Source organism: Mesorhizobium sp. WSM4848, assembly GCF_055811375.1.
In genome coordinates, this window is the sequence record NZ_JBVVPX010000138.1 from 1 (window position 1) to 314 (window position 314).

Here is a 314-nt window from a genome sequence, read left to right on the forward strand (position 1 = left end):
ATCCTCGGCATCTGGATCGAGCAGACCGAGGGCGCCAAGTTCTGGCTGCGCGTCATGAACGAACTGAAGAGCCGTGGCGTCGCCGACGTCCTGATCGCCGTCGTCGACGGCTTGAAGGGCTTCCCCGAGGCGATCAACGCCGTCTTTCCCCAGACTGTGGTCCAGACCTGCATCGTGCACCTGATCCGTCATTCCCTGGAGTTCGTGTCGTGGAAGGATCGCAAGTCCGTCGTGCCGGCGCTGCGCGCGATCTACCGGGCCAAGGACGCCGAAGCCGGCATGAAGGCCCTTGAGGACTTCGAGGCCGGCTACTG

1 protein-coding gene is annotated in these 314 nt (G+C 64.0%); it reads left to right on the plus strand.

All coding sequences use genetic code 11. From position 1 onward, the window contains the following. Positions 1–314: transposase (locus AC0L16_RS33670; RefSeq protein ID WP_473625825.1), on the plus strand; the 314-nt coding region annotated here is incomplete at both ends.